Source organism: Marinobacter alkalisoli, assembly GCF_045449795.1.
Classification (GTDB): domain Bacteria; phylum Pseudomonadota; class Gammaproteobacteria; order Pseudomonadales; family Oleiphilaceae; genus Marinobacter.
This window is the reverse complement of sequence record NZ_JBJJLB010000021.1, coordinates 36,171-61,391: the sequence shown is the minus strand read 5'-3', so window position 1 is coordinate 61,391 and position 25,221 is coordinate 36,171. Positions and strand designations below refer to the sequence as shown.

Genomic DNA, 25,221 nt, shown 5'->3' with positions numbered 1-25,221 from the left:
GGGGCTTTCGGGTGGCTTGTTACCAACCAGATAAAGTCTATTTAAATCAATGGGGTTAATGCATCTTTGGCCTTTCCTCACCCCTAAAATAACCAGACTTTAGATTGAGTACGTATTTGTACGTGTGTAGAATGTCCACCCCCCATTTTCAGTGTCAAAGGGTGGCTTTAACGGTACTTTATTATAACTCTTTGATTGAAAAGCATTTCTATGTGAGAGAACGCTTATGATGACAGGTTTGTATCATCCCGAAGAATTCAGGGACAACTGTGGTTTCGGACTGATCGCCCATATGAAAGGCGATGCCAGCCACAAGTTGTTGCAAACTGCCATCGAGTCGCTGACCTGCATGACCCACCGCGGTGGTATTGCGGCAGACGGAAAGACCGGTGATGGTTGCGGCCTGCTTATTCAAAGTCCCGATGCCTTCCTGCGCAAGGCCGCCAAGGCGGCGTTTGGCAAGGAACCCGGAGACCTGTTTGCCGTTGGTCAGGTTTTCCTGAACCCGGACGAATCCAAGGCAAAAGCCGGGCGGGATGCCATTGAGAAGCGTCTGACCGAGCAGGGCCTGGAAATTCTGGGCTGGCGGGAAGTGCCGACGGACAACAGTTGCCTGGGGCCCATGGCTCTGGATTGTCTGCCTCGTATCGAGCAGGTGTTTGTGGCACCGGCTGACAAGGCAGAGAAAGAGTTTGCAATCAGCCTGTTTATTGGCCGCCGCTACGCTGAGCGCGACATGGCGGATGATTCCGAATTCTATATCTGTAGCCTTTCCCACCGCACGCTGGCCTACAAAGGCCTGATGATGCCGGCTGATCTGGCGAACTTCTACAAGGATCTGGGCGATCCGGACCTCCAGACCGCCATATGCGTCTTCCACCAGCGCTTCTCCACCAACACCATGCCGCGCTGGCCGTTGGCCCAGCCATTTCGTTTCCTGGCGCACAACGGCGAGATCAATACCATCGATGGTAACCGCAACTGGGCCATTGCTCGTGCGGCCAAGTTCAGCTCTCCGGACCTGCCGGATCTTCAGACCCTGCAACCGCTGGTGAACCTGACCGGTTCCGACTCCTCAAGCATGGACAACATGCTGGAAGTGCTGCTGGCCGGTGGGGTAGATCTGTTCCGTGCGGTGCGGATGATGATTCCGCCCGCGTGGCAGAACGTGGACACCATGGATTCCAAGCTGCGTGCCTTCTACGAATACAACTCCATGCACATGGAGCCGTGGGACGGGCCGGCCGGCCTGGTATTCTCGGATGGCCGCTACGCGGTCTGTATGCTGGACCGGAATGGCCTGCGCCCGGCTCGCTGGGTCATCACCAAGGATGACTTTATTACACTGGCATCGGAAATCGGCACCTATAGCTATGAGCCCGATGACGTCGTGGCGAAAGGCCGGGTAGGGCCGGGCCAGATGTTGGCCGTAGATACCCAGACGGGCGAAGTCCTTCATACCCCGGACATTGACGAGCGCCTCAAGAATGCCCACCCGTACAAGCAGTGGCTGCGGGAGAATGCGCTGCGGGTTGAATCCACGTTGAATCAGGACACCCCTGAGTTCCGTTTGATGGACGCCGACGAGCTTCTGGTGCACCAGAAGATGTTCATGGTGTCCTTCGAGGAGCGTGATCAGGTGCTGCGCCCGCTGGCGGAGAATGGCCAGGAGGCCGTTGGTTCCATGGGCGACGATACCCCGATGGCGGTATTGTCCAGCAAGGTTCGTCACGTTGGTGACTACTTCCGTCAGAAATTTGCCCAGGTAACAAACCCGGCGATTGATCCGCTTCGGGAAGCGATTGTCATGTCGCTCGAGACTTGTCTGGGTTCTGAGCGTAATGTCTTCGAGGAAACACCGGAACATGCGGACCGGATCATTCTGACCACACCGGTGCTGTCGCCGGCCAAGTTCCTCAAGATCGCCAACAATGATCGCCCGGGGTTCGAGGTTGCCTACATTTCCATGGGGTACAGCCCGGAGATGGGGCTGGAGCAAGCCATACGCCGTGTCTGCGAAGAGGCCGAGGAAGCGACTCGCAACGGCAAGGTACTGCTGATCCTTTCCGACAAGGATCTCAAGGAAGGTGAACTGCCGGTGAACGCCCTGATGGCAACCGGCGCGGTTCATCACCACCTCGTTGCGCAGGGCCTGCGCTGTGATTCCAACATCATTGTGGAAACCGGCTGGGCACGGGATCCCCATCAGTTCGCCGTCCTGTTCGGCTTCGGTGCGACAGCGGTCTACCCGTACCTGGCGTATCAGGTACTGAATGACCTGATACGTACCGGTGAACTGCTGATGGATCCGATCGAGGCCAAGAACAACTATCGCAAGGGCATCAACAAGGGGCTGCTGAAGATCCTGTCCAAGATGGGTATCTCGACCATGACCTCTTACCGTGGCGCCCAGTTGTTCGAGGCCATCGGCCTTGCTGATGAAGTGGTCGACCTATGCTTCAAAGGTGTCCCCAGTCGTATCCAGGGCGCTGGATTCTTTGATTTCCAGCAGGATCAGGAGCAACTGGCAGCGGTAGCCTGGAAGCCCCGCAAGCCGGTATCCCAGGGTGGCCTGCTGAAGTACGTCCATGGTCAGGAATACCATGCCTTCAATCCGGATGTGGTCGGCAAGCTCCAGGAAGCAGTGATCAGCGGTGAATACGGTCACTACAAGGAATACGCGGGCCTGGTAAACGAGCGGCCAGTGGCGACCCTGCGGGATCTCCTTGGTTTCCGTCAGGACCTCAAGGCCATTGATATTGCCGAGGTTGAACCGGTTGAGAATATCTTCCCGCGCTTCGATTCCGCAGCCATGTCCCTGGGGGCGTTGTCCCCGGAGGCGCACGAGGCGCTGGCGGTCGCTATGAACACCCTGGGCGGGCGCTCCAACTCCGGTGAGGGTGGTGAAGACCCCGCCCGTTATGGCACCGAAAAGCGCTCCAAGATCAAGCAGGTGGCGTCCGGTCGTTTCGGTGTCACCGCCGAGTACCTGAGAAGTGCCGATGTCATGCAGATCAAGGTTGCCCAGGGTGCGAAGCCCGGCGAGGGTGGCCAGCTGCCGGGTGGCAAGGTAAACGACCTGATCGCGCGGCTGCGGTACTCCGTGCCCGGCGTCACGCTGATTTCGCCACCACCGCACCATGACATCTACTCGATCGAGGATCTGGCGCAGCTGATTTTCGATCTGAAGCAGGTGAATCCGAACGCGCTGGTGTCTGTGAAACTGGTCTCCGAGCCGGGTGTGGGCACGATTGCCGCTGGTGTGGCCAAGGCTTACGCCGACCTGATCACCGTGTCCGGTTACGACGGTGGTACCGCCGCGAGCCCACTGACCTCCATCCGTTACGCCGGTTCCCCTTGGGAGCTGGGGCTGACGGAAACCCAGCAGGCCCTGCGCGCCAACGATCTGCGTGGCAAGATTCGCCTGCAGACTGACGGCGGCATCAAAACCGGTCTGGACGTGGTTAAGGGCGCTATTCTCGGCGCCGAAAGCTTCGGCTTTGGTACGACGCCGATGGTGGCGCTGGGCTGTAAATACCTGCGAATCTGTCACCTGAACAACTGTGCCACCGGTGTGGCCACCCAGAATGAGCACCTCCGTGAAGAGCACTTCAAGGGTACGGTGGAAATGGCCATGAACTTCTTCCGCTTCGTTGCTGAAGAAACCCGCGAGTGGATGGCCAAGCTGGGAGTTCGCAGTCTGGAAGAGCTGGTGGGTCGGGTAGACCTGCTTGAGCGCCTGCCGGGTGATACAGAACGCCAGAAGAAGCTGGACCTGAGCCGCCTGCTGGCCAACGATCACATCCCTGCGGACAAGCCACAGACCTGTCAGGTAGAGCGCAACCATCCGTTTGATGAAGGCGTGCTTGCCGAGCAGATGGTGAAAGATATTACCGGGGCTATCGAAGAGAAGTCTGGCGGCGCATGGTCCTACCGTGTGACCAACTGCGACCGCTCCATCGGTGCGCGCCTGTCTGGTGAAATTGCCGCGAAGCATGGCAACCAGGGTATGATCGACGCACCGATTACCCTCGACCTGACCGGTACTGCCGGGCAGAGTTTCGGTGTCTGGAACGTCAGCGGTCTCAACCTGATTCTGGAAGGCGATGCCAACGATTACGTGGGCAAAGGGATGACCGGCGGCAAGCTGGTGGTCAAACCGCCCCGTGGCAGCAGCTTCAAGACCAATGAAACTTCTATCGTTGGCAACACCTGTCTGTACGGTGCGACCGGCGGCAAATTGTTTGCCGCAGGTACCGCAGGCGAGCGTTTCGCGGTACGTAACTCCGGCACCCACGCGGTTGTCGAGGGCACCGGCGACCACTGCTGTGAATACATGACCGGCGGGCTGGTGACGGTTCTCGGCTCTACCGGATACAACTTCGGTGCCGGTATGACCGGTGGCTTTGCCTATGTGCTGGATATGGATAACACTTTCGTGGACAAGTACAACCACGAACTGGTGGAAATCCAGCGCATCTCCCGTGAGGACATGGAGTCCTACCGTAATCACCTGCGTGGTGTTATCCGTGAGCATATCTCGGAGACCGGCAGTCAGTGGGCAGAGCACATTCTTGAAGATTTCGACGACTACATCGGCCGTTTCTGGCTGGTGAAACCCAAGGCTGCCAACCTGCGCAGCCTGCTGGCGAGCACCCGCGCGCGCCCGGAATAAGCGCCGGAAGGATCAGGGTTTGGGGTATCCGCCAGGGAGCGCTGCCCCTGTCGAAATCGAGTTGATGAGAGCATCATGATGAAAGAACGACTGAATAACGACTTCCAGTTTGTCGAAGTAGGGCGCGTAGACCCGAAAAAGGTACCCGCAAAGAAGCGGAAGAAGGAATTCGGGGAAATCTACCACCCGTTCACCCAGGAAGAGGCAGCGCCGCAGGCGCACCGCTGCCTGGAGTGTGGTAACCCATACTGTGAGTGGAAGTGTCCGGTACACAACTACATTCCTAACTGGCTGAAGCTGGTTTCCGAAGGCAACATCATGAGGGCGGTGGAGCTGTGTCACCAGACCAACTCCCTGCCGGAAGTCTGTGGCCGGGTCTGCCCGCAGGACCGTCTTTGTGAGGGTGCCTGTACCCTGAATGACGGTTATGGCGCGGTTACCATCGGTTCTGTCGAGAAGTACATTACCGATACCGCGTTCGCTCTGGGCTGGAAGCCGGACATGTCCGCCGTGAAGTGGACCGAAAAGAAGGTCGCCGTGATTGGTGCCGGCCCTGCGGGTCTGGGTTGTGCGGACGTTCTGGTGCGCAACGGTGTGAAACCGGTGGTATTCGATATTTACCCGGAAATTGGTGGCCTGCTGACCTTCGGTATTCCCGAGTTCAAGTTGGAAAAGTCCGTCATGACCCGCCGTCGCCAGGTGTTCGAGGAAATGGGTGTGGAATTCCGCCTGTCCACGGAGGTAGGCAAGGATGTGATGATGGAAGACATCCTTGAGGAATACGACGCCGTGTTCATGGGAATGGGTACCTACACCTACATGAAAGGCGGCTTCCCCGGGGAGGATCTGTCGGGTGTGTATGACGCCCTGCCGTTCCTGGTCTCCAACGTCAACCGCCGCCTCGGCTACGAGGAAAATGCGGATGATTTCATCGACATGAAAGGCAAGCGTGTAGTGGTCCTGGGTGGTGGTGACACTGCAATGGACTGCAACCGTACGTCCATTCGCCAGCAGGCAGAGAGCGTCACGTGTGCCTATCGCCGGGATGAGGCGAACATGCCGGGGTCCCGCAAGGAAGTGGCAAACGCCAAGGAAGAGGGCGTCAAGTTCATGTTCAACCGTCAGCCCATTGCCATCATTGGTGAAGACAAGGTGGAAGGGGTGAAGGTGGTTCAGACCCAGTTGGGTGAGCCTGACGAGAACGGTCGCCGCCGTCCGGAAGTGATTCCGGGCAGTGAAGAGGTGATCCCGGCCGACGTCGTGCTGGTGGCCTTCGGTTTCCGTCCAAGCCCGGCAGACTGGTTTGATGCGCAGAGCATCAACACCGATGATTCCGGTCGTGTGGCGGCGCCGGAAGAGTCTGAGTTTGCGTTCCAGACCAGCAACCAGAAGATTTTTGCCGGCGGTGACATGGTCCGCGGCTCCGATCTGGTCGTAACCGCTATCTGGGAAGGCCGTCAGGCCGCTGAAGGCATCCTGGATTACCTGGATATCTGAGGACGGACCTGATTCAGATCAGAAGGGCGGCTTGCTACGGGTAAGCCGCCCTTTTTTATTGTTGTAAACGGGGTATCATTGCAGCCCACATTTCACAGACCGAGAGCAGACTGGAAATCCTATGACCGAGCTGAAAAATGACCGCTTCCTGCGCGCATTGATGCGCCAGCCCGTTGATCGCACACCGGTGTGGATGATGCGTCAGGCCGGCCGTTACCTGCCAGAGTACCGTGCGACCCGCGCCCAGGCGGGGGATTTTCTCAGTCTCTGCAAGAACACGCCTCTGGCCTGTGAAGTCACGCTGCAGCCCCTGAAGCGGTATCCCCTGGATGCCGCCATCCTGTTCTCCGACATCCTGACCATCCCGGATGCTCTCGGGCTTGGCTTGTATTTCGAGACCGGTGAAGGTCCCAAGTTCAAGCATACGATCCGCTCTGAGGCCGACGTTGCAGCCTTGCCGACCGTGAAGGCCGAGGTGGACCTGGATTACGTGATGAACGCGGTGTCCACCATCCGTGGCGCCCTCAACGGCAGTGTTCCGCTGATCGGTTTCTCCGGCAGTCCCTGGACGCTGGCCACTTACATGATCGAGGGCGGCTCCTCCAAGGATTTCCGCGAAGCCAAGAAACTGATGTACGGCCAGCCGGAGGTGATGCACCGCCTGCTGGATCACCTGGCGGACTGCGTCATCGATTATCTGAACGGCCAGATCCGGGCCGGTGCCCAGGCAGTCCAGATCTTTGATACCTGGGGCGGGGTGCTGAGCAGCTGGGCGTATGAAGAGTTTTCGCTGCGTTATATGAGGAAAATCGTGGATGGCCTGATTCGCGAGAGCGAAGGTCGTCGGGTTCCGGTCATCCTGTTCACCAAGAACGGCGGCCAGTGGCTGGAATCCATCGCCGACTCCGGTGCCGACGCCGTGGGTCTGGACTGGACCACCGACATCGGCAACGCCCGCGCCCGCATCGGCGATCGGGTAGCCCTGCAGGGCAATATGGACCCGGCCATGCTGTATGCACCGCCTGAGCGGATTCGCCAGGAAGTGGCCGATATTTTGCGCCGCTTCGGTACCGGCCCGGGGCATATTTTCAACCTGGGGCACGGCATCACCCCGGATGTGGATCCGGAACACGCCAAGGCATTTATTGAGGCGGTGGTTGAACTCAGTCCTGAGTATCACCGTTAGTTTGGCCGTCAGGCATGCACTAGCCTTCGAGTGACGGGGTGGCAGAGGTTGGGAGAGGGTTTCCAAAAACCGCTACGAGCACATCCATGTGCGCTTCTCTCAGGCCATCCATGGCCTTCGAAATTTTTGGAAACCCTCTCCCAACCTCTGCGATCCGGCTTCTGGGGTATCTTCCGTCAGCCTTGTAGGTCGGATTAGGCACGCAACGCGTGCCGTAATCCGACACCTGCCACCAAACACCACCCCAAAAAACTCCTCTGGATGCATCCTCCTGTCGGGTCTATAGTCATATGGAACAAAAGCAGTAAACAGGAGTACCCACTTGCCGACTCAACCGCCTGAAAAACGACGATTCCATCGTATCGAATTTGACGCCCCATGTGAGCTTCACTGCCAGGACAGCGTCTGGTTGACGGAAGTGTTGGATATTTCCCTGAAAGGCGTTCTGGTGAAAAGACCGAGTGATTGGAACGTGCCGCTAAACGAGCCGTGCGAGGTGATCATTCATCTGGACGACAATGAAACGGCCATTGTCATGGCGGTGGAACTCCGCCACGTGGAGTCGCAGCGGTTGGGCTTCAAGTGTCAGTACATCGACCTGGAAAGTGCGACTCATTTAAAGCGGCTTGTTGAGCTTAATCTGGGTGATCAGGCGTTGCTGGAAAGGGAGTTTGCGCATCTGATTGATTAGGTTGTCTGTTTTTGTCGGATTACGGCTTTGCCTAATCCGACCTACGTCACCGCACCGATTCGTCCTGCTCAATCTACTTATCTCGTATTCAGACTTTGCACCGTTGGCGTTATCTCCTGAATTCGAGGGGAGGGGGTGGGACTCCTTTCCAAAAATTTCGAAGGCCAAGGATGGCCTGAGAGAAGCGCACATGGGTGAAGCCGAGCGTTTATGAAGCGAAGCTTCATGCGACAGCTGAACGACAGCAATCTGTGATTGCTGGCTGGACCCCAGAGGGGTGCTCGTAGCGGTTTTTGGAAAGGAGTCCCAACCCCTCCCTTGCAACAACACGGGAAGGCTAGGGGGCCAAAGTCAAACCTCCTCCAAAGCCAAAAGCGCCTCACTAAGCTTGGTCACCGGCATCACCGTCATCCCCTCGACAGGCTTGCGAGGCACGTTGGCCTTGGGTACCAGTGCTCGGGTAAAGCCGTGCTTGGAGGCCTCGTAGATCCGCTCCTGACCGCTCGGCACCGGGCGAATCTCCCCGGACAGGCCGACTTCCCCGAAAATCACCAGATCCTGGGGCAGGGCGCGGTCGCGGAAGGACGAGACGATCGCCGCCAGCAGGGCCAGGTCAGCGCTGGTCTCGTTGACCTTGACGCCGCCGACCACGTTGACGAAGACATCCTGATCCGACACATGCATCCCGCCGTGGCGATGCAGCACCGCCAGCAGCATCGCCAGTCGATTCTGGTCCAGACCAACGGCGACGCGCCGCGGATAGCCGCCCTGGGCCATGTCCACCAGCGCCTGGATTTCCACCAGCATGGGCCGGGTGCCTTCCCAGACCACCATCACCACACTGCCGGGTGCAGCCTCCTCACCACGATTGAGGAAAATTGCGCTGGGGTTCTTCACTTCCTTCAGGCCCTGTTCCAGCATGGCAAATACGCCCAGCTCATTCACCGCGCCAAAGCGGTTCTTGATGCCCCGTAACGTGCGGTAGCGGCTGTCGCTGGAGCCTTCCAGCAGGATGGAGCAGTCGATCATGTGCTCCAGTACTTTCGGGCCGGCGAGGCTGCCGTCCTTGGTGACGTGGCCGACCAGGAACAGGATTGTACCGGTCTGTTTGGCGAATCGGGTCAGATAGGCGGCGCTTTCGCGGACCTGGGAGACACTGCCGGGGGCGGATTCGGTTTCGGCGACATGCATTACCTGAATACTGTCCACCACCAGAATCCGGGGTTTTTCCGCTTCCGCCACCTGCATCACCCGCTCGACGCTGGTTTCCGACAGCATTTTCAGGTCCTTGGTGGGCAAGCCCAGGCGTTTGGCACGCATGGCCACCTGTTGCAGGGATTCCTCACCCGTTACATACAGAGCGGGAACGCTTGCGGCCAGATGGCAGACGGCCTGAAGCAGTAGGGTGCTCTTGCCGGCGCCGGGGTGACCGCCCATCAGAACGGCAGAGCCCGCTACCAGGCCGCCACCCAGCACCCGGTCAAACTCCTGCATGCCGGAGCTGATGCGTGGCTGTTCGGCCAGGCTGACATCGTCCAGGCTCTGGACTTCTGACAGACTGCCGGCAAAGCCCTCGAAGCGGGCACCGCGGGCGCCTTTGGCATTGCTGCTGACGCCGCGTACTTCGCTGATGGTGTTCCAGGCCTGGCAGGCCGTGCACTGGCCCTGCCATTTGGAATAGTCTGCACCGCATTCGGTGCAGACGTAGGCGGTTTTGGGTTTTGCCATCAGGCCAGCTTCTTGTACTTCATGCGCTGGGGCTGCATGGCGGAATCCCCCTTACGCTTCTTGAAGTCCTCATCGTACTCCGTGAAGTTACCTTCGAAGTACACCACTTCTCCGTCGTCCTCGAACGCCAGGATGTGGCTGGCTACACGGTCCAGGAACCAGCGATCGTGCGAGATCACCAAGGCAGAGCCCGGGAAGTTGAGCAGGGCTTCCTCCAGGGCGCGCAGGGTTTCCACATCCAGGTCGTTGGTCGGTTCGTCAAGCAGCAGCACGTTGCCGCCTTCTTTGAGGAGCTTGGCCAGGTGCAGGCGGTTACGCTCACCACCGGACAGGTCGCCAACCCGTTTCTGCTGGTCACTGCCCTTGAAGTTGAAGCGCCCCACGTAAGCCCGGGACGGGGTCTCGTAGTTGCCAACCTTGATAATATCGTTGCCGTCGGAAAGCTCTTCCCACACGGTTTTGCTGCCATCCAGGTCGCGCATCTGGTCCACGTAGGCCAGTTCCACGGTCTCGCCCAAGGTAATGTCGCCGGAGTCGGGCTTGTCGTAGCCCGCAACCATCTTGAACAGTGTGGATTTGCCGGCGCCGTTGCCACCGATAATACCCACAATGGCTCCGGGCGGTACGCTGAAGGACACGTCTTCGTACAGCAGGCGGTCACCGAAGGACTTGCTGATGCCGTCCACTTCGATCACCTTGTTGCCCAGGCGTGGTCCCGGCGGAATGTACAGCTCGTTGGTTTCATTGCGCTTCTGGAATTCCTGGGAGCTCATCTCTTCAAAGCGGGCCAGGCGGGCCTTGCTCTTGGACTGACGGCCCTTGGCGTTGCTGCGCACCCATTCCAGTTCCTGCTTGATGGCTTTCTGGTGGGAGGCTTCCTGCTTGGACTCCATCTCCAGACGCTTTTCCTTGTTCTCCAGCCACTGACTGTAGTTGCCTTCAAACGGAATGCCCTGGCCACGGTCTAGTTCCAGGATCCAGCCGGCGACGTTGTCGAGGAAGTAGCGATCGTGGGTGATGGCAACCACGGTGCCTTCGTAGTCGTGCAGGAAGCGCTCGAGCCAGGCCACGGATTCCGCATCCAGGTGGTTGGTGGGCTCATCCAGCAGCAACATGTCCGGGCCGGACAGCAGCAGGCGGCACAGGGCCACCCGGCGGCGTTCACCGCCGGACAGCACGCTTACTTTCTGATCCCACGGCGGGAGGCGCAATGCGTCGGCGGCGACTTCCATCTTGCGTTCGATGTCATGGCCGTCGGTGGCCTGAATGTAGGCTTCCAGTTCGCCCTGCTTCTTGGCGAGGGCATCAAAATCCGCATCCGGTTCGGCATAGGCGGCGTAAACCTGATCCAGTTCTGCCAATGCGTCGTGGACGCCAGAGACTGACTCATCGACGATTTCCTTGACGGTTTTCTCTTCGTCCAGCTCCGGCTCCTGGGGCAGGTAGCCCACATTGATGCCGGGTTGGGGGCGGGCCTCGCCGATGTAATCCTGGTCGATGCCCGCCATAATGCGGAGCAGGGTGGACTTACCGGCACCGTTGAGACCGAGTACGCCAATCTTGGCGCCCGGGAAGAAGCTCAGGGAAATGTCCTTGAGGATTTCACGCTTGGGCGGAACCACCTTGCCCACGCGGTTCATGGTGTATACGTACTGGGCCATAACTGGCTGTGTCCTCTGTTGTATTCGGAGGTAAATAAAGGGAATGATCAGATTAGCCCCGTAAGGTAGCGAAACCCGCAGGCTATGGCAATTGCGGGAAATCGATGGCCGGAAGCGGGAAGGGGGCGAAAATTGCGGTGTGACGGTTTCTGCGGAGGGGCGGCAGGCGCTATAAAGGATGATTTTTTACCCATTTGTAAGATAGAATAGCCGCCCAAATTTTTCGGGCAGCTAAGCACACAGGGGCAGCGCATCCATGTTTAATCGTGATATGAAAATCGCCGGCTTTGACGACGAACTCTGGAACGCCATGCAGGCGGAAGAAAAGCGTCAGGAAGCTCACATCGAGCTGATTGCGTCAGAAAACTACACCAGCCCCCGGGTGATGGAAGCTCAGGGCAGTGTGCTCACCAACAAGTACGCCGAGGGCTACCCCGGCAAGCGCTACTACGGTGGCTGTGAGTTTGTCGACATTGCTGAAGACCTGGCAATTAACCGCGCCAAGGAGTTGTTCGGCGCTGCCTACGCCAACGTGCAGCCGCATTCGGGTTCCCAGGCCAATTCCGCAGTATTCATGGCGCTGCTGAAGCCCGGCGACACTGTGCTGGGCATGAGCCTCGCCCACGGCGGTCACCTGACTCATGGCGCCAGCGTGAACTTCTCCGGCAAGATCTACAATGCCGTCCAGTATGGTATCAACAACGATACCGGCCTGATCGACTACGATGAGGTTGAAGCCCTGGCGGTTGAGCACAAGCCGAAGATGATCATTGCAGGCTTTTCTGCTTACTCCCAGGAACTGGATTTTGCCCGTTTCCGCGAGATTGCGGACAAAGTGGGTGCTTACCTGTTTGTCGACATGGCTCACGTTGCCGGTCTGGTGGCTGCTGGCGTCTACCCGGACCCGGTTCCCCACGCCCACGTGGTTGCAACGACTACCCACAAGACCCTGCGCGGCCCACGCGGTGGCCTGATTCTGGCCTGCGACGATGCCGATCTGCAGAAAAAACTGAACTCCGCGGTTTTCCCGGGCGGCCAGGGCGGCCCGCTGATGCATGTGATCGCTGGCAAGGCTGTGTGCTTTAAAGAAGCCATGAGCGACGAGTTCAAGGCGTATCAGCAACAAGTTGTGAAGAACGCATCGGCCATGGCGGAAGTATTTATTGAGCGCGGTTACGATGTGGTGTCCGGTGGCACTAAAAACCACCTGTTCCTGGTCAGCCTGATCAAGCAGGACATTACCGGTAAGGATGCGGATGCAGCCCTGGGCCGTGCCCACATCACCGTCAACAAGAACGCGGTTCCCAATGATCCTCGCTCTCCGTTTGTGACTTCCGGTCTGCGTATCGGCACGCCGGCGGTGACCACCCGTGGTTTCGGCGAGACCGAGTGTCGCGACCTGGCGGGCTGGATGTGTGACATCCTCGACAACCTGGAAGACGACGCCGTGAATAGCCGTGTGCGCGAACAGGTTGAAGCCGTGTGTGCTCGCTTCCCGGTGTACGCGGGCTAAACTTCAGGCTAGGCAGGCCGGGCCGTCCCGTCGACGGCCCGGCTATTCTTTAACCGGTGACTCTTAACCCGGCTATTTTCCGGAGCTCCCGATTATGCACTGTCCGTTCTGTGGTGAAGCAGATACCAAGGTGATTGACTCACGGCTGGTGGCCGAGGGGGATCAGGTGCGTCGTCGCAGGGAGTGTCTGTCCTGCCGTGAGCGGTTCACAACCTTTGAGTCCGCCGAACTGGTGATGCCAAGGGTGGTCAAACAGGATGGCACGCGCCAGCCGTTTGACGAGGAAAAACTGCGTTCCGGCCTGATGAAAGCGCTGGAAAAGCGCCCGGTCAGTATTGAAGAAATCGATGCCGCGTTGAATCGCATCAAGTTCCGGTTGCGCGCCACCGGCGAGCGTGAAGTTAAATCCATGCAGCTCGGCGAGGAAGTCATGACCGAGCTTCGCCAACTGGACAAGGTAGCTTACGTTCGGTTTGCGTCGGTTTACCGGAGCTTCCAGGATATTAACGAATTCAAGGAAGAGATCGAGCGGCTGTCCGCCAATTCCGGCGAGGATCCGGTGGATGTGGCCAAGGTTCTGGCCGGTAACCACTCCTCCAAGGGCAAGGCATGATAGACGCCCAGGATATTGCGTTCATGGCCCGGGCGGTGCAACTGGCCTGGCGTGGGCGCTATTCGACACATCCGAATCCACGGGTGGGCTGTGTTATTGCCCGGGGCGGCAAGATCCTGGGGGAAGGCTGGCATGAGCGAGCCGGCGAGGCCCACGCTGAAATTCGCGCGCTGAGTCAGGCGGGCCCGGCGGCGCGGGGCGCAACGGCCTATGTGACTCTGGAGCCGTGTAGTCACTTCGGCCGAACGCCTCCCTGTGCCAAGGCGTTGATTGAGGCCGGTGTCGCTCACGTATTTGCGGCCACCAAGGATCCCAATCCTTCCGTGTCCGGCCGGGGGCTGGACATGCTTCGGGAGGCCGGTATCCGGGTCACCGAAGGGATGATGGCGGACGAAGCGGCCCGGCTTAACCCCGGCTTTATGAAACGAATGAATTCCGGCCGGCCTTTTGTGCGGTTGAAGATGGCGGCCAGCCTGGATGGGCGTACGGCGATGGCTTCGGGTGAAAGCCAGTGGATTACCGGCCCGGACGCGCGCCGGGACGTACAGCGTCTGCGTGCCATCAGCGATGCAGTGCTGACCGGTGTTGGTACGGTGCTCGCCGACGATCCATCACTGACGGTCCGGCGCGAGGAGCTGGGGGACATTGGCGATGCCACCGAACCATCCCGTATGCCGCTGAGGGTGATCGCAGACCGTGATGCCCGCACACCATGTGGCGCAAACATTCTTCAGGGCGGGAATGTTCAAGTGTACTGTGCGTCCCCCACGTTGGCGACCGCGCCGGCCCAGGATCTTGCCGCGCTGGGAGTTAGTCTGACCGGGGTTGCCTGGAAGGATAATGGCGTCGATGTTGGTGAGCTGCTCGATTCCCTCGGCGAGTTGGGGATCAACGAATTACTGGTGGAAGCCGGGCCAACCCTGGCCGGTACCTTTATTGACGAACGCCTGGTGGATGAGCTCTGGCTGTACCAGGCTCCGGTGTTTTTGGGCAGCACGGGGCGGCCAACAGCCCACCTGCCACTGGACTCCATGGCGGATAAAGTACAATGGAAGGTGCTGGATCGCCGTCAGGTGGGTGAGGATCAGCGTCTGATCCTGGCGCCACGGTAACTCATACAATTCACGGTTTGTTGGTTGAGAGCTCTCGTTGGTTGAGGGCTCAGCTTCGGCAAACTGAAAGGGTGCAAAATACCTATGGCACTGAACAGCATAGAAGAGATCATTGAAGATATTCGTCAGGGCAAAATGGTGATCCTGATGGACGATGAGGACCGCGAAAATGAAGGCGACCTGGTGATGGCGGCTGAGCATTGCACGCCGGAAGCCATTAACTTCATGGCCCGTTTTGGTCGCGGTCTCATCTGCATGCCGATGACTCGTACCCGCTGCGAGCAGCTCGGGCTGCCGTTGATGGTTCAGCGGAATGCTTCCGGGTTCGGAACCAAATTTACCCTGTCCATTGAGGCGACCGAGGGCGTGACTACCGGTATTTCCGCTGCGGACCGGGCGCGTACCGTACAGGCCGCGGTGGCGAAGAATGCCAAGGCGTCCGATCTCGTTCAGCCAGGCCATATCTTCCCGCTGATGGCAGACCCCGGCGGTGTGCTGAGCCGCGCCGGCCATACCGAGGCGTCCTGTGACCTCGCTTCGCTGGCCGATTGCGAGCCGGCGGGTGTGATCTGCGAGATTATGAACGACGATGGCTCCATGGCCCGCCGTGAAGATCTCGAAAGATTCGCGGAACAGCATGATCTGAAGATTGGCACCATTGCCGATCTGATTCACTACCGTACGTTGAACGAGCGCACGATCGAGTGTGTTGAGAAATACGATCTGGACACGGAATACGGTGTATTCAACTTGCGGACTTATCGGGACAATATCCAGGGCTCGACACACCTGGCTATGGTCATGGGGGATATTAAACCTGATGAGCCTGTGCTGGTACGCGTACACATTACCGACACGCTGCGGGACCTGTTGGGTGCCCGTCGTGCCGATTCCCGCAGCTGGCCGCTGCATCACGCCCTGGAAAAAGTGGCCGAGGACGGCCGGGGTGTGGTGGTTCTGCTGAACAGCGCCGAGGACAGCTATAACCTGGAAGACCGGATTCACGAGTTCTTCGGGGAGGAGCAGGCCGCTGCCGCAAAGGGCAGTTCCGGCGTTTACTTCACAGTGGGTACCGGTTCCCAGATCCTCAAAGACATTGGCGTGGGAAAAATGCGCCTGCTGAGTCCGCCGATCAAGTTTTCCGCGATTTCCGGATTCGACCTGGAAGTGGAAGAGTACGTACCTTATACCCCCGAATGATGAACCCGGCAGCGCTGATGTTCAGCGTTGCCCGTTAAGGAGCCTTTCATGGCAGATATCAAAGTAATTGAAGGCGACTTCACCCACTGCAGCGGCCGGTATGCCCTGGTGGTTGGTCGCTTTAACGGATTTGTGGTGGAAAGCCTGGTGGAGGGCGCTGTTGATACCCTGCGTCGTCACGGCATCGCTGACACCGACATTACCATCGTCCGTGTTCCCGGTGCCTACGAAATGCCGCTGGCCGTCAAGCGGGTGGCCGAAACCGGTGATCACGACGCGATCATTGCCCTCGGCGCGGTCATCCGTGGTGGCACCCCGCACTTTGATTATGTTGCTGGCGAAGCTTCCAGCGGTCTGGGTGCGGTCAGCCTGGAAACCGATGTACCGGTAACCTTCGGTGTGTTAACGGTGGATTCTATTGAGCAGGCCATTGAGCGCTCCGGCACCAAAGCTGGAAACAAGGGCGCGGAAGCCGCTATTACGGCTCTGGAAATGGTTAGCCTGTTCAAGAAGCTGGGTGAGTGATGAGCGCAACTGAAGACACCTCCCCGCAGCCGGGCGCATCGGGGCAACCGAAAGCCGGTGACCGTCGCCGTGCCCGTGCCCTGGCCATGCAGGGACTTTATCAGCGCCATTTCAGCAAGAGCGCGATATCGGATATCGAATCCGAGTTCCTGGTCGACAACGACATGACCAAGGTGGATACCCTTTATTTCCGGGACTTGTTGCGCGGGGTTCACCGTGAGCAGGCCGAACTTGACCGGTTGCTGGAGCCGTTCCTCGACCGTCCCCTCAACGAAGTGGACCCGGTGGAATTGGCCATTGTCCGCCTTGGTGCCTATGAGCTGAAGCATCGCCTCGATGTGCCCTATAAGGTGGTCATCAACGAAGGCATTGAAATGGCCAAGCGCTTCGGTGGCACGGAAGGGCACAAGTTTGTAAACAGCATCCTCGACAAACTCAGTCGTCGCCTGCGGCTGGCTGAGACCCGCCCGCGCTAACGAATGGGTGAATTCGAGCTGATACGCCGCTATTTCAGCCCTCTCACCGGGCAGAGTCGCGCAGCCTCGTTGGTGCTTGGTCCGGGGGATGACTGTGCCATCGAGCGTGTCGCCTCTGGTAACGAGCTCGTTTTTTCCGTGGACACTCTGGTTGAGGGGGTTCACTTTCCTGCGGGTTATAACCCCGAACATCTTGGTTGGCGATCGCTGGCTGTGGCTGCCAGCGATCTGGCGGCCATGGGCGCACAACCTGTTTGCTTTACCCTGGCACTGACGTTGCCGGAAGCCTCGCCGGAATGGCTGGAGCGCTTTTCCCGCGGGCTTTCCCGGGCGTCCCGGGCCTTTGGCCTGGAGTTGGCGGGAGGCGATACGACCCGGGGACCGCTGACGCTCACCCTGCAGGTGCACGGTGAAGTGCCTGCAGGCGGCGCGATATTGCGTTCCGGTGCCGCCGAGGATGACTATCTGTGTGTGTCGGGAGCCCTTGGGGAAGCGGGCGCTGCACTGGACTATCTCGATACGGTGTCCCCGTCCGAGGATGAGCAGACGGTGCTGGAGCGATACCACGCTCCGGTACCCAGGCTGGATCTGGGGATGGCGTTGCAAGGGGTGGCCAGCGCCGCCATCGATATCTCGGATGGCCTGTTGGCCGACCTTGGCCATATCCTGAAGGCCTCCGGTGTCGGGGCGCAGCTGGATTCTCAGTCTGTGCCTGTGTCCTCTGCGGTGACTCGCCTGAAAGGCGAGGAAGAAGCGCTCAGGCTCGCCCTGGAAGCCGGTGATGACTATGAGCTTTGCGTCGCTGTTCCCCGGGGCGCGTGGGACAGCCTGCCAGACACGGTACGGACGCAATTGACCATAATTGGTAGGGTAGTGCCCGGGAGTGGCATTACCGGTATTGAGGCTGCCCCGGTGGCTGGCGGATACGACCATTTCGGGAGTAAGTAATGAGTAGTGATGACGATCTGCAGGAGCCTGAGTTTGCCGGGGCGCTGCTACCTCCCGGTTTTCTGCGTGATCCGGTGCACCTGCTGGCTTTTGGTTTTGGTAGTGGGGCGGCGCCACGGGCGCCCGGGACCTGGGGCAGCCTTGCGGCAATCCCGCTGTGGTTTGCCATTGCCTGGCTGCCGCTCACGGCATATTGGGTTGTGGTTGCGATCGCCTTTATTGTGGGTATCTGGCTGTGTGGCAAGACAGCCCGTGACCTTAAAGTGCACGATCATGGCGGCATTGTCTGGGATGAATTTGTCGGCATGTGGATCGCCCTGGCGTTGATCCCTGACAATATATACGGGGTGTTGATGGCCTTTGCGTTGTTCCGGTTGTTTGATGTGGTCAAGCCCTGGCCCATTAGCTGGATTGACCAGCGAGCGCCTGGCGGCCTGGGCATCATGGTGGATGACGTGGTGGCGGGGTTTATGGCGCTGGGGTGCCTGTTTGCCATTGACCGGTGGTTGATGCCGATCATTGTCTGAACCGCTCAGCGGATGAGCCCGGAAGCCCACTTTCTGTGAGTCAGTGTATCTGCTTCTGTTGCTCTTCAGGCAGCAAACGGACCACGTGCAGGAAACGCTTCAGGCCGATCTCCGCGCGGTCGCGGGTGGCGAACGGGCCACTGTCGAAACCTTCCCTGGTAGTGAAGTACCATTTGCTTCCCACACAGAAAAAGCGGCTGCTGCGAAACGGTGCAGGCCCTTCTTCTCCGATCCGACGTTGAGTGTCCATGGTGTCTCCTGTGCCCTGTCTTTTTTCTGGTTTTCGGGCTTCGTATTCCATTGGTCGGTTGTTTAAAATTAAATCAATTCTGGACGAATTCAACCGTTTTTTACGGGTTGTACGTCCTGAGTCTCATTCAGGGGTCTCCGCTGCGGGAATGGGAGCAGGAAACCTGGCTTTACCGTCTTGCCCTTGTCATTTGCACTCGTCAGAATGCCAGCAGATTGAACTCTTAACCACAAGGACTTTACATGAGTATTTATCACGTTTTGCGAGTTTTCAAGATGGCTGTGTCTCCGACATCCATCGGGCGCTTTTTTGCGTTCATTGTTGCGGCTGTATTCCTGGCAGGGTGTAGCTCAACCATGACCCGCGTTCAGACCTGGGACGGGGACGCTGCTGAGGGCGGCACGGCCCTGTTGGAAGCGCCTGGTGACATCCGGGTGGCCAAGGTCAACGGTCGCAACATGGGTAACTTCCTCATGGATGATCTGGCACTGAATTACGATCTTCTGCCCGGCGAAAACCAGGTGGTGTTCAGTTACAAGACCATCTGGGCCAAGGCGGGTGTCGTGCGAAATGGCGAGTCAAAGGTTCACGTCGTACAGACAGAGCCTCACGCAGTCACTTTCACCGCCCAGGCTGGTGAAACCTACCGTTTCGATTTTGATAAGCCGGATTCCCGCCAGGAGGCGGAGGCATTACGTGAAGATTTCTCCGGTGCCATTGTGAACGAGGCTGGCGAAGAAGTGGCGCGCTTTGAGCCGTGGGATGGTGAATCTGTCGTTGCCGCTTCACCGGCACGCACGCCTGTTTCCGGTGATGCCTCTGCAACGGCCGACGCAGTCGATGGCAATACTCTCGAGCAACTGAAAGCGCTTTGGCACAAGGCCAGTGAAGAAGAAAAACGTACCTTCCTGCGGTGGGCGTTTGAATAAGCTCTGAGGCCAACCGCTTCCGTCAGCGCCGGAAGCGGTGAAGTGTTTTTTTCAGTAATCCTTCCAGCAGGGTCAGGGCCTCATCGGTGAGGGTCTGACCGTTCTCTGCCTGATCGTCCAGTTCCTCTTCCGATTCGGTCAGCGTGGCCGCTGCGTTCTCGATGGCAGTCAGGCTGTCCTCCAGTAACGGTTTCAGGGACTCACCGTCAGCGACCACATCCGGGCACAGAGTGAAGTTGATGGTCAGTCGTCCCTCATAGCTGACCGCTACAATCACCAGTCCCATGCTGTCAAACAGGGGGGAGGTGTTGTACTGCCGGACCAGGCGAGCCCCCTGAAGATACAGCGGCACCTGTGGTCCGGGTACGTTGGTGATGGGCAGGTTGAAGACCGGTTGATAGCGTTGTGCAATCTGTAACTCGGAATATAGCCTGGCAGACAGGGCCAACATGGTGGATGGCAGTAACTCGGTGAGCCGGTCTGCAGCAATGGCCTCCCGGTATGGCTCCGATGCGACCGCGTTCCGATGGATCTTGCGGATTCGGCGCGCGGGGTTGGGTTCGTTGGTGGCCAGGTCCAGCAGCATGGCCGACATCTGGTTGCCCGTTGCCATGCGCAAGCTGTTCGAGCGAACGGAGATCGGCGTCATGGCGACCAGGGATTTGTCCGGGTCGCCATCGTGGTTGACCTGATAGCGCCGGAGCGCTTCCGCGCACAACCCCAGCACCACGTCGTTCAGAGTGACGTTACCCAGGCTGGCCTTGATAGCCTTGAGGCGTGACAGATCGAGATCGGCGGCCACGATCTGCCGGTTGGCTGTGATCTGGCGATTGAAGGCGCTGTGGGGTGCCGAAAACAGGGGGAATGGCAGTGGCAGTTTGCGCATCTGGTTGTGAATCAGCCCCCGCGCGGTAACTTCTGCCGCGCTGATGGCCAGTGACGTGACCTGCAGGGGTTTGCGCAGCAGGTTGGCGCCCGTCTGCACAATGATTCTTTCCTCAGATGGCGCCGGTTTTGGGTGCCAGGGCCTGGGCTGTGGGATAGGTCTCGCCTGCGGCGTATATTCCAGTAGCTTGCCCATGATTTCCTCGCCACTGAAGGCGTCAATCGCCGCGTGATGGAGTTTGACGATCAGGGCGAACCCGTTGAGGCCGTCGTCATCCTCAGCGGCTGGAAAGCCGTCCACGAAGGTGATGTGCCAAAGTGGACGATCCCGTTTCAGCGGTTCCTCAAGGATCTTGGAGGCCAGCTCCATCAGGCCATGAGCACGCCCGTGCTCACCCAGGTTTACGTAAGCGAGGTGACGCTCAATGCTGAAATCGGGATCGTCAATCCAGTAGGGACGACCGAGACGAAATGGAATTTTCTTCAGGCGCTGGCGAAATACCGGGACAACATGGAGGCGGCTGCGGAGATAGGCAACAAAGGTACTGAAGGCCAGGGGGGTGTCGCTACCGCGACCATCGAACAGATAGATGCCTCCGATGTGCATGGGCGCCGTTTCCGACTCCAGGTAAAGAAAAGAGGCATCCAGTTCCGACAGCTGCCGCATGTTTGAACTCCGTTCGGCGTTGGTTTGCCGGCAGTATAAACGAGTTGCGCGGGATTCCGTTGGCTGTTTTGCCTGTTCCGCCCACGCCTCGGCGGCCACGTTGAACTCCCGGCTAGGTTTCAAGCCAGGAGGTCAGCTCCTCTGACTGGCTCAGGTAGTCCCAGAACCACATCAGGGCCTTGCCCTGATCTTCCGCGTGTCGTGCCAGGTGGAGCATGATGGGTTGGCGAACGTCGTGGACATCAAGTGCAATAAGCTGGCCTTCCCTTAGTTGCGAGCGAATCCTCGATTCAGGAAGCCAGCCGACCCCCAGGCCCGCTTGCTGCACAGCGATCTTCTGGTCAATGTTGGCCACTGTGATGGTGCGCTGTCGCCGGAAGATGCCTGCATGCCCCGGTGGCAGCGAGCGGGAGGTGTCCGCCGCGACCGCAGCCGGGTAGTGGGCAATGTCCTCTTCGGTCAACGGTTGGGGTACGGATGCGAGTGGGTGGTCGGGGGCAACGGCGTACACAAAGTTCATCCTGCCGAGTGCCTTGGTAGTAAAGGTGCCGGCTGGTTTGCTGAGCTGGTCGGCACCCACAATCAGGTCGACGCGGCGGCTTTGCAGTGCGTCCCAGGAGCCGGCAAAGACTTCCTCAATGATCTGCACTTCCACGGGAATGTCGAGGTCGTTGAATGTCTTTATGGCTGGAAACAGGCATTCCGCCGGGAGCAGGGAGTTGAAGCCGATGCGCAGCCGGGTCTCCCAGCCCTGGGCCACCTGTTTGGTGGTGTGCGCCAGGTTCTCTGCCGCCTCCAGGAGGGTTCGACCTTCTTCCAGCAGGTAGCGTCCCGCCGGCGTCAGGGTAGCGCGATGGCCGCTACGGTCGTAGATGGCAATGTTCAGGTCTTCCTCGAGCTTTTGCACCGTGTAACTGATGGCGGAGGGAACCCGGAACAGTTCCCCGGCAGCGCCGGCGAAACTGCCTTTGCGGTCGATGGCATCGAGGACTTTGAGTGCGTCTATGGTGATGGCTGTATGCATGTTCGAATTATCTGAGGTAGTTGGCCAGAAATGCTTGTTTGAGAGGGTAGCAGGCTGACCGTTATTCTTCTTCAAATATTATCGGGTTCTGGAGAGGTAAATATTATGGGTCTTTTGGTTGACGGCAAATGGCACGATCAGTGGTATGACACCGGCAAGACCGGTGGCAAGTTTGAGCGGGAGGCCGCCCGGTTTCGCAACTGGGTAACGGCGGATGGATTGCCCGGTCCGGAAGGTGAGGGTGGTTTCAGGGCGGAGTCGGGTCGATACCACCTGTACGTATCCATGGCCTGCCCCTGGGCGCATCGCACCTTGATTTTCCGGAAGCTGAAGGGGCTGGAGAAGCATATCTCCGTGTCGGTGGTTCATCCGGACATGGTAGAGAATGGGTGGGAGTTCCGGCCTGGCGATGAGCAGCACAGGGATCATCTGCACGATTTCGAATTCCTGCGTCAGGTTTACACCCGTGCAGCGCCGGATTATTCCGGGCGGGTGACGGTGCCGACATTGTGGGACAAGGAAAAGCAGACCATTGTCAGCAACGAATCAGCCGAGATCATCCGGATGTTCAATTCCGCGTTTGATGGTCTTGATGGCGTGCGTGAGGAGCTGGATTTCTACCCTGAACCTCTGCGAGGGGAGATAGAGGAGGTGAATGCCCGGGTGTATGACACCGTCAACAATGGTGTCTACAAGGCCGGGTTTGCCACCGCTCAGGATAAATACGAAGAGGCTTATGGTGCGCTGTTTGACTCACTCGACTGGCTGGAGGCGCGGTTGGCAAAACAGCGTTACCTGGTCGGTGGGCAACTGACCGAAGCGGACTGGCGTTTGTTCACGACGCTGATCCGGTTTGACGCGGTGTACTACAGCCACTTCAAGTGCAACCGGCAACGCATCGGGGACTTTCCGGCGCTGTCCGCGTATGTCCGGGATCTGTACCAGGTGCCGGGGGTGTCGGAGACGGTCGATATTGGTCAGATCAAACAGCACTACTACGTGAGCCAGCGTACCATCAACCCGACCCAGATTGTCCCTGTAGGGCCGCAGCTGGATTTTGAGACGCCCCACGGCAGAGAGCTCTTGAAGTGAGTCGCCAGAGTTGGTGCCAAAAGTAGAGGTTTCGATTCGGCGTGGGATGTCGGATTACGCGCCGCTAGACGGCGCTAATCCGACCTACGATGAAAAGCACACCCCAGTAGGTCGGATTAGGCGAAGCCGTAATCCGACAATCTTCTGTTCAAGGGAGGCTAGCTGACCCGGGCAACCGCAACTTCAGTCAGCAGCACCAGGGCTTCTTTATAGTCGGATTCGGGAAGAATAGTGAGGCAGCCCGCCGCCAGGGCGGCCTGTTCCCTGGCTTTCGCCATGGTGTACTCCAGGGCGCCGGAGCTGTCGACGATCTGCAGGATGGCCGGCAGGTCATCCAGGCCGCCCTTGCGGATGGCCTGACGAATCAGTTGGCGTTCGTCCTCCACCCCTTTTTCCATGGCGTGGATCAGGGGCAGGGTGGTCTTGCCCTCGGCCAGGTCGTCGCCCACGTTCTTGCCCATGGCTTCGGCATCGCCACGGTAGTCCAGCACGTCGTCCACTAGCTGGAACGCCAGTCCCAGGTGTTTGCCGTAGTCCTTCAGGGCGTTTTCCTGGCGTTCATCGGCGCCGGCCAGCAAGGCGCCGGTGTGGGAAGCAGCCTCAAACAGCATGGCGGTCTTGTTGTGGATGACCTCCATATACTGCGCTTCGCTGAGATCCGGATTCTTTACGTTCATTAATTGCATCACCTCACCTTCGGCAATCACCGCTGTGGCGTGTGACAGCACGTCCATGATGCGCAGGCTTTGCAGTTCCACCATCATCTCGAATGCGCGGGCATAGAGGAAATCACCTACCAGCACACTGGGGGCATTTCCCCACCGGGCGTTGGCGGTGCTGCGGCCCCGGCGCATGTCGGATGTGTCTACAACATCATCATGGAGCAGGGTGGCGGTGTGCAGGAATTCGATGACGGCGGCCAGTTTGAGATGGTCGTCCTTGTCATAACCCGCGGCCTGGCTGGATAGCAGGACCAGGAGTGGTCTCAGTCTTTTCCCGCCACTTTCAATAATATAGTGGGCTATTTTCTCCACCAGCGGGACGTCGGAAGAAAGCCGTTTGATGATCAGGTCGTTCACGCGGCTGAAATCATCCGCCACGGTGTCGTAGATGCGCTGGGCTGTCATGCGGCTTGTGGATCCCTTTCTGGTGTTTTCGTTGATGCTTCTGTCGATACTATTTGTTGATAATAAATAGGGCAGGAAGCGGCAATGCTAGGTACTGGGGCTTTCAGTGTCAACTTGGCTTGTATTACGGAGGCGGTTTTCGTACAATCACGCGCCCAACTCATCCCAACCTGCGCTCCCTGCTATAGGGTTGCCGAAGCGCTTCCCTTAGAACCAGGTGGATAAGAGCAGGGATGGGTCAATCGCGGAGAACGTTAATGTACGCAGTTATTGTTAGCGGTGGTAAGCAGCACCGTGTAAAAGAAGGCGAGACTCTGAAGCTGGAAAAGCTGGAAGTGGAAACCGGCGGTAACGTCGAGTTTGACCGCGTTCTGCTGATCGCCGATGGTGACAAGGTTCAGGTTGGCGCGCCGGTTGTTGATGGTGCCAAGGTGACAGCGGAAGTGGTAAACCACGGCCGTCACGACAAGATCCAGATCATCAAGTTCCGTCGTCGTAAGCATTCCATGAAGCGTCAGGGCCACCGTCAGTGGTTCACTGAAGTCAAGATCACGGGTATCCAGGGCTAAGACCCTCGAGTAACCCCTTAAATAAGGAGGCTTGTAATGGCTCATAAAAAGGCAGCAGGTAGTACCCGTAACGGTCGCGATTCCGAGTCGAAACGACTTGGTGTGAAGCGTTTCGGTGGTGAGACTGTTTCTGCAGGCAGCATCATCATTCGTCAGCGTGGCACTCGTTTCCACGCTGGTAGCAACGTAGGCATTGGCAAGGACCACACCCTGTTTGCGAAAGCAGACGGCCAGGTGAAGTTCGAAGTCAAAGGCCCGCAGAGCCGTAAGTTCGTGAGCATCGTTTCGGCTGCGTAAGCAGCGGCGATCCGGTTCTGTCGAACCTT

The 25,221-nt window shown here is 58.6% G+C and carries 22 protein-coding genes; 16 read left to right on the top strand and 6 right to left on the bottom strand.

Going from position 1 to position 25,221, the window contains the following annotated elements; all coding sequences use genetic code 11:
• Positions 1-226: 226 nt before the first annotated feature.
• The 4 genes from gltB (at position 227) to ACJO3M_RS09930 (ending at position 8,049) form a co-directional block, all read left to right on the top strand.
• Positions 227-4,675, top strand: a complete 4,449-nt coding sequence (gene gltB / locus ACJO3M_RS09945; RefSeq protein ID WP_407001236.1) for a glutamate synthase large subunit — start codon at positions 227-229, stop codon at positions 4,673-4,675.
• Positions 4,676-4,753: 78 nt separating this feature from the next.
• The gene (locus tag ACJO3M_RS09940; RefSeq protein WP_407001312.1) at positions 4,754-6,172 is read left to right on the top strand and encodes a glutamate synthase small subunit GltD family protein; all 1,419 of its coding nucleotides are present in this window, start codon (positions 4,754-4,756) and stop codon (positions 6,170-6,172) included.
• A gap of 121 nt (positions 6,173-6,293) precedes the next feature.
• Positions 6,294-7,358, top strand: coding sequence for a uroporphyrinogen decarboxylase (hemE, locus tag ACJO3M_RS09935; protein ID WP_407001235.1), 1,065 nt, complete (start codon positions 6,294-6,296; stop codon positions 7,356-7,358).
• A 322-nt stretch (positions 7,359-7,680) separates the two neighbouring features.
• Positions 7,681-8,049, top strand: a complete 369-nt coding sequence (locus ACJO3M_RS09930; RefSeq protein ID WP_407001234.1) for a PilZ domain-containing protein — start codon at positions 7,681-7,683, stop codon at positions 8,047-8,049.
• Positions 8,050-8,400: 351 nt separating this feature from the next.
• Here the strand turns inward: ACJO3M_RS09930 and radA are convergent, their stop codons facing one another.
• Together radA and ettA are read right to left on the bottom strand one after the other, a co-directional pair.
• Complete coding sequence (gene radA, locus ACJO3M_RS09925; protein WP_407001233.1) at positions 8,401-9,777, bottom strand: DNA repair protein RadA; 1,377 nt, start codon at positions 9,775-9,777, stop codon at positions 8,401-8,403.
• Positions 9,777-11,438: an energy-dependent translational throttle protein EttA gene (ettA, locus tag ACJO3M_RS09920; protein WP_407001232.1), complete on the bottom strand. Its 1,662-nt coding sequence runs from the start codon at positions 11,436-11,438 to the stop codon at positions 9,777-9,779. The genes radA and ettA overlap by 1 nt, the downstream gene beginning before the upstream one ends.
• A 256-nt stretch (positions 11,439-11,694) precedes the next feature.
• On the opposite strand from ettA, the gene glyA reads away from it, so the two are divergent.
• The 8 genes from glyA (at position 11,695) to ACJO3M_RS09880 (ending at position 18,352) form a co-directional block, all read left to right on the top strand.
• Positions 11,695-12,951, top strand: a complete 1,257-nt coding sequence (gene glyA / locus ACJO3M_RS09915; RefSeq protein ID WP_407001231.1) for a serine hydroxymethyltransferase — start codon at positions 11,695-11,697, stop codon at positions 12,949-12,951.
• A gap of 94 nt (positions 12,952-13,045) precedes the next feature.
• Positions 13,046-13,564: a transcriptional regulator NrdR gene (gene nrdR / locus ACJO3M_RS09910; protein ID WP_012139711.1), complete on the top strand. Its 519-nt coding sequence runs from the start codon at positions 13,046-13,048 to the stop codon at positions 13,562-13,564.
• The gene (gene ribD, locus ACJO3M_RS09905) at positions 13,561-14,676 is read left to right on the top strand and encodes a bifunctional diaminohydroxyphosphoribosylaminopyrimidine deaminase/5-amino-6-(5-phosphoribosylamino)uracil reductase RibD (protein ID WP_407001230.1); all 1,116 of its coding nucleotides are present in this window, start codon (positions 13,561-13,563) and stop codon (positions 14,674-14,676) included. The genes nrdR and ribD overlap by 4 nt, the downstream gene beginning before the upstream one ends.
• Before the next feature lie 84 nt (positions 14,677-14,760).
• Positions 14,761-15,876 carry a bifunctional 3,4-dihydroxy-2-butanone-4-phosphate synthase/GTP cyclohydrolase II gene (gene ribBA, locus ACJO3M_RS09900; protein WP_407001229.1) on the top strand — a complete coding sequence of 372 codons (1,116 nt, stop codon included), beginning with the start codon at positions 14,761-14,763 and terminating at the stop codon, positions 15,874-15,876.
• A 48-nt stretch (positions 15,877-15,924) separates the two neighbouring features.
• Complete coding sequence (ribH, locus tag ACJO3M_RS09895; protein ID WP_407001228.1) at positions 15,925-16,401, top strand: 6,7-dimethyl-8-ribityllumazine synthase; 477 nt, start codon at positions 15,925-15,927, stop codon at positions 16,399-16,401.
• Positions 16,401-16,877 carry a transcription antitermination factor NusB gene (gene nusB / locus ACJO3M_RS09890; RefSeq protein ID WP_407001227.1) on the top strand — a complete coding sequence of 159 codons (477 nt, stop codon included), beginning with the start codon at positions 16,401-16,403 and terminating at the stop codon, positions 16,875-16,877. Before ribH ends, nusB begins: the two co-directional genes overlap by 1 nt.
• A 3-nt stretch (positions 16,878-16,880) precedes the next feature.
• Positions 16,881-17,825, top strand: a complete 945-nt coding sequence (thiL, locus tag ACJO3M_RS09885; RefSeq protein ID WP_407001226.1) for a thiamine-phosphate kinase — start codon at positions 16,881-16,883, stop codon at positions 17,823-17,825.
• On the top strand, positions 17,825-18,352 hold the full coding sequence (locus ACJO3M_RS09880; protein ID WP_407001225.1) for a phosphatidylglycerophosphatase A family protein: 528 nt from the start codon (positions 17,825-17,827) through the stop codon (positions 18,350-18,352). The genes thiL and ACJO3M_RS09880 overlap by 1 nt, the downstream gene beginning before the upstream one ends.
• A gap of 40 nt (positions 18,353-18,392) precedes the next feature.
• On the opposite strand, the gene ACJO3M_RS09875 is transcribed toward ACJO3M_RS09880, so the two are convergent.
• Positions 18,393-18,602, bottom strand: coding sequence for a DUF6316 family protein (locus ACJO3M_RS09875; protein ID WP_406988107.1), 210 nt, complete (start codon positions 18,600-18,602; stop codon positions 18,393-18,395).
• Positions 18,603-18,844: 242 nt separating this feature from the next.
• Between ACJO3M_RS09875 and ACJO3M_RS09870 the strand changes: the two genes are divergently transcribed.
• A complete protein-coding gene (locus tag ACJO3M_RS09870; RefSeq protein ID WP_407001224.1) occupies positions 18,845-19,531 on the top strand; it encodes a DUF2057 family protein in 687 nt (228 codons plus the stop codon).
• 22 nt (positions 19,532-19,553) lie between these two features.
• Here ACJO3M_RS09870 and ACJO3M_RS09865 read toward each other — a convergent pair whose 3' ends face one another.
• Both ACJO3M_RS09865 and ACJO3M_RS09860 read right to left on the bottom strand, forming a co-directional pair.
• Positions 19,554-21,083 (bottom strand): WS/DGAT/MGAT family O-acyltransferase, encoded by a 1,530-nt coding sequence (locus tag ACJO3M_RS09865; RefSeq protein WP_407001223.1) that lies wholly within the window; start codon positions 21,081-21,083, stop codon positions 19,554-19,556.
• A gap of 112 nt (positions 21,084-21,195) precedes the next feature.
• Complete coding sequence (locus tag ACJO3M_RS09860) at positions 21,196-22,107, bottom strand: LysR substrate-binding domain-containing protein (protein WP_407001222.1); 912 nt, start codon at positions 22,105-22,107, stop codon at positions 21,196-21,198.
• A 105-nt stretch (positions 22,108-22,212) separates the two neighbouring features.
• On the opposite strand from ACJO3M_RS09860, the gene ACJO3M_RS09855 reads away from it, so the two are divergent.
• On the top strand, positions 22,213-23,199 hold the full coding sequence (locus ACJO3M_RS09855) for a glutathione S-transferase family protein (RefSeq protein ID WP_407001221.1): 987 nt from the start codon (positions 22,213-22,215) through the stop codon (positions 23,197-23,199).
• 158 nt (positions 23,200-23,357) lie between these two features.
• Here the strand turns inward: ACJO3M_RS09855 and ispB are convergent, their stop codons facing one another.
• Complete coding sequence (ispB, locus tag ACJO3M_RS09850) at positions 23,358-24,326, bottom strand: octaprenyl diphosphate synthase (protein ID WP_407001220.1); 969 nt, start codon at positions 24,324-24,326, stop codon at positions 23,358-23,360.
• A gap of 257 nt (positions 24,327-24,583) precedes the next feature.
• Here ispB and rplU point away from each other — a divergent pair, with 257 nt between their 5' ends.
• A complete protein-coding gene (rplU, locus tag ACJO3M_RS09845; RefSeq protein WP_348296915.1) occupies positions 24,584-24,895 on the top strand; it encodes a 50S ribosomal protein L21 in 312 nt (103 codons plus the stop codon).
• Between the two features lie 36 nt (positions 24,896-24,931).
• Positions 24,932-25,192 (top strand): 50S ribosomal protein L27, encoded by a 261-nt coding sequence (rpmA, locus tag ACJO3M_RS09840; protein ID WP_407001219.1) that lies wholly within the window; start codon positions 24,932-24,934, stop codon positions 25,190-25,192.
• Positions 25,193-25,221: the final 29 nt, after the last annotated feature.